Annotated in this window: 3 protein-coding genes; all 3 read right to left on the bottom strand. The window is 37.3% G+C overall.

Going from position 1 to position 3,798, the window contains the following annotated elements; genetic code table 11:
- The coding region (locus tag VLC96_RS15330; protein WP_325264300.1) for a TonB-dependent receptor plug domain-containing protein at positions 1 to 983 on the bottom strand (983 nt) is incomplete at its 3' end.
- A gap of 17 nt (positions 984 to 1,000) precedes the next feature.
- Entirely contained in the window at positions 1,001 to 2,608 is a 1,608-nt protein-coding gene (locus tag VLC96_RS15335; protein ID WP_325264302.1) for a glycoside hydrolase family 32 protein, read from the bottom strand.
- A partial coding sequence (locus VLC96_RS15340) for a sugar porter family MFS transporter (protein WP_325264303.1) occupies positions 2,571 to 3,798 on the bottom strand: 1,228 nt, incomplete at its 5' end. The genes VLC96_RS15340 and VLC96_RS15335, both read right to left, overlap by 38 nt.

Raw genomic sequence — 3,798 nt, forward strand, 5'->3', positions numbered from 1 at the left:
GAATTGGCAACTCCGGTTTGCGAAATCGCATCGTACCAATCTGTGTTGGATGATTTCATGGTTCGCTCCGCATCCAAATATTCCGGAACTAACACTTTGTTCAATTGTGGCTTATTATTATTCACCGACCAATCAAACTGATAACTCAAATGATTATTATTCGGATCTAGACCATCATTTATATTAGCCTGCCAAAGCGCTTGCCCAAATTGATTGGCATTCATCACACTCAATTTTCTGGTGTAGTCTGAAAGTGAAGTATATGTGTTGAAATTGATTCTCATTTTGCCTTCTTTTCCTTTTTTGGTAGTAATAATAATCACCCCATTTGAAGCTCTGGAACCGTAAATACTGGCCGAAGCAGCATCTTTCAAAATCTGGATTGACTCAATGTCATTTGCATTCAATTCATGCATTCCTGATTTCGTTGGCATCCCGTCAATTACGTAAAGTGGATCTGTGTTGTTTAAGGTTCCCACACCACGAATTACCACTTTTGTATTTCCTCCGCTAGGCGAACCGTCTGAGGATACTCTTACTCCGGCAACTCTTCCCTGCAAAGCCTTAATTGGATTGGGTTCCGGTTGTTTCATGATGTCTTTTACGTTCACAATGGCAACCGATCCGGTAATATCCGCTTTCTTTTGTTTGGAATAACCGGTTACTACAATTTCATTCAATTGATTGTTGCCTACTTTTAAAACTATATTGATACTTTTTTGACCTTTAAGTGAAATCGTTTGCGTGGCATAGCCCACGAAAGAAACAACAAGTGCTGCATCAGGAGTAGCGTCCTGCAAGGAAAATTTTCCATCAAAATCGGTAGAAGTGCTGTTATTTGTCCCTGAAATTGTTACAGTAGCGCCGGGCAACGGCAATCCGTCATCTGACGAAGTTACGGTTCCTTTAATTCCGCTTTCCTGTGCCGTCATCATCAGCACCGGAAAGAAGAAAAATAGAAAATAAATAAATTTACTTTTCATGGTTAGTGGTTTTGTTTTTAGTTAATATTTAATTGGTTAATTACGAGATTAGAAATTTCCATTCCTTCGTTTGAAAAAGCAGAAATTGAGGTAAATGGCTTATTTAGGAAAAAGATTTCTGTCATTACTTTTTCGCCATTGTTATAAAATATTTCAATTGATGTTTTATCTAAAATAATTTTAAAGGCCGCTTCTTTTTGAGTTCCTTCCAACGGCGCTTTACTTATCGTTGAAGCAAATTTTTCAGAAAAATCAATTTTACCCGCTTTTGAACGATCAACAAAAAGATAATTTTCAGCAGTGTTTAAACCAAAGGTCAATGACTCGCCAAGAGCGTTTGAAAGTGTAAAACTATAAGTGTCTTTTTTTAAGTTTTTTAAATTAAAACTCAAAACAGCCTGAGTTAAATCTATTTTTCCAACTTCAGGAATCGAAAGTTTTCCTTTTCCTTTCAGGTTTTTTACTTTAATAGTTTTAGAAACATATTTGTTAATTTCTTTCACCGGACTGCTAATCAAACTATATTCGTTTCCTTTTTTAACCAGTTTAAGTTCGCGTGGAATTGTTGTACTGCTTCTCCATGTAGTTGTTGGAACCTGCTGCGCGTAATCCCAATTTGACATCCACCCAATAAACAGCCTTCTTCCATCTGCACTTGGAATATTATTCCAGGTTACTCCTGCATAATTATCCCTTCCGTAGTCTACCCAAACAGCTTTCTCTTGATTTACTCTTTTGGCAAAATTAGGATCCAGTGTAAACGTTTTTCCATCAAAATCGCCCACAAAATATTGTACTCCTGAACCTCCATTTGGTCCTCCGGGATTTAAATTTTGAAGTAAAACCCATTTGGTTTCCTTTGTTCCTTCTACTTTTATCTGAAAGAAATCCGGACATTCCCAAACGCCTCCGTGAGCGCCAATTTCTTTTCCAAATTCAGATAAATATTCCCAGTTTTTAAGGTTTGTCGACTTATAGAATTGCGCTCGGTCCTGAGCTGCCAAAACCATAATCCATTGTTTGTTTGTTTCATCCCAAGATACTTTTGGATCGCGGAAATCACGAATTCCAGGGTTTTTCACGACAGGATTTCCTTCCTCAAATTTCTGCCATGTAAAACCATTGTCGTTCGAATAAGCTATATCTTGTTGTTCAACATCAATTTTTCCTTCCTTTTCTTTTGTCATATCATGGAGGGTGTAAATGGCAACAATTGGAGCCACTTTTCCTTTTCCTAACCCTGATGTGTTATTGATATCGACAACAGCGCTTCCTGAAAAAATATATTTGTCCTTATCCGGATAAATCGCAATGGGCTGTTCTTCCCATCTGATCATATCTTTACTAATAGCGTGTCCCCAATGCATTGGTCCCCATTTATTACCATCAGGATAATATTGATAAAACAAATGATAAATTCCATCGGCATAAAACATTCCGTTAGGATCATTCATCCACCCTTTTTTGGGTGTAAAATGAAAATTGGGACGGTACATTTTTTCTTCATCAGATACCGGTGAAGAAACTGCAGTTGTTTGCGCAACTACCGTAAATGGCTTACCGCAACCTATTAAAAGTAAAACTGCACTATAAAACGTGAGCGGTAGGTGTTTCGTTAATTTCATTTTTTTTGATATTTTTTTTGGTTAAAGTTTCGCTTAACATTTCTAAAGAAATTCCTTTGGTTTCCGGCATCATAAAAATTACGAATAACAACTGCAACACCATCATCAAAGTGAAAATCAGGAATACTACTTCGGGGCCAATTTCAGAAAATAACATCGGAATTAAAGACGGAATAATGGCTGCCAAAACCCAGTGTACAGAACTTCCAAATGCTTGTCCTGAAGCTCGAATGTGATTGGGGAAAATCTCAGAGATAAAAACCCAGATAACCGCACCCTGACCAATTGCATGCGATGCAATAAATAAGAAAAGAAAAATAGGAACTGATAAACCTCCCCAGTTATAATAAAAAGAAGCCGATACCAGACCTAACGAAATAATATATCCAATGGATCCAATGTACATTAACAACTTTCTTCCTAATTTGTCAATTAATGTAACACCTATCAAAGTAAATATAAGATTCGTAATTCCGATGCCAATACTGCTTAATAAAGCTGTATTTTGACCAAGACCGGCCTCTTCAAAAATTCTTGGCGCATAATATAAAAAAGCATTGATTCCTGAAAACTGATTAAAAAAGGCAATTAAAAAAGCCAATAGCAACGGGAAACGGTACTTTTTCATGAAAATATTCTCATGCTTGGCAGCACCATTATCACTTGAATCATCCATGATGTCTTTGATGTTTGCAGACGGATCAACCAAGAACAGTACTTTACGCGCTTCTTCATCACGCCCTTTTGCCAACAACCATCTTGGACTTTCCGGAATTGTAAGTATGAAAAGAATATAAATAACAGACGGAATAGCTTGAACCCCCACCATCCAGCGCCATGCATTTTCTCCAATATCTTTTAAAAAGTAATTGGAAATAAAGGCAATTAGAATTCCCAGCACAATATTAAACTGATACAGAGCTACTAATCGACCACGTTTATCAGCAGGAGCAATTTCCGATACATAAGCGGGTGCGGCTATGGTAGAAGCACCAACCCCCAGACCTCCAATAAATCTAAAAGCAGCAAAAACAAATGGATTGTTGGCAAATGCAGCTCCTATTGCAGAAGCAAAATACAAAATACCAATCCAAAATAAAGTCTTTTTGCGACCTATTATATTAGTAGGTATTCCTCCGAAAATGGCTCCAACTACCGTTCCCCATAACGCCATTGCCATAACAACAGAA

The organism is Flavobacterium sp., from assembly GCF_035456085.1.
Classification (GTDB): Bacteria; Bacteroidota; Bacteroidia; order Flavobacteriales; family Flavobacteriaceae; genus Flavobacterium.

Bases quoted from the DNA above. Each gene is read 5' to 3' on its own strand.
- VLC96_RS15335 (WP_325264302.1), bottom strand. From the start codon at position 2,608: ATGAAATTAACGAAACACCTACCGCTCACGTTTTATAGTGCAGTTTTA.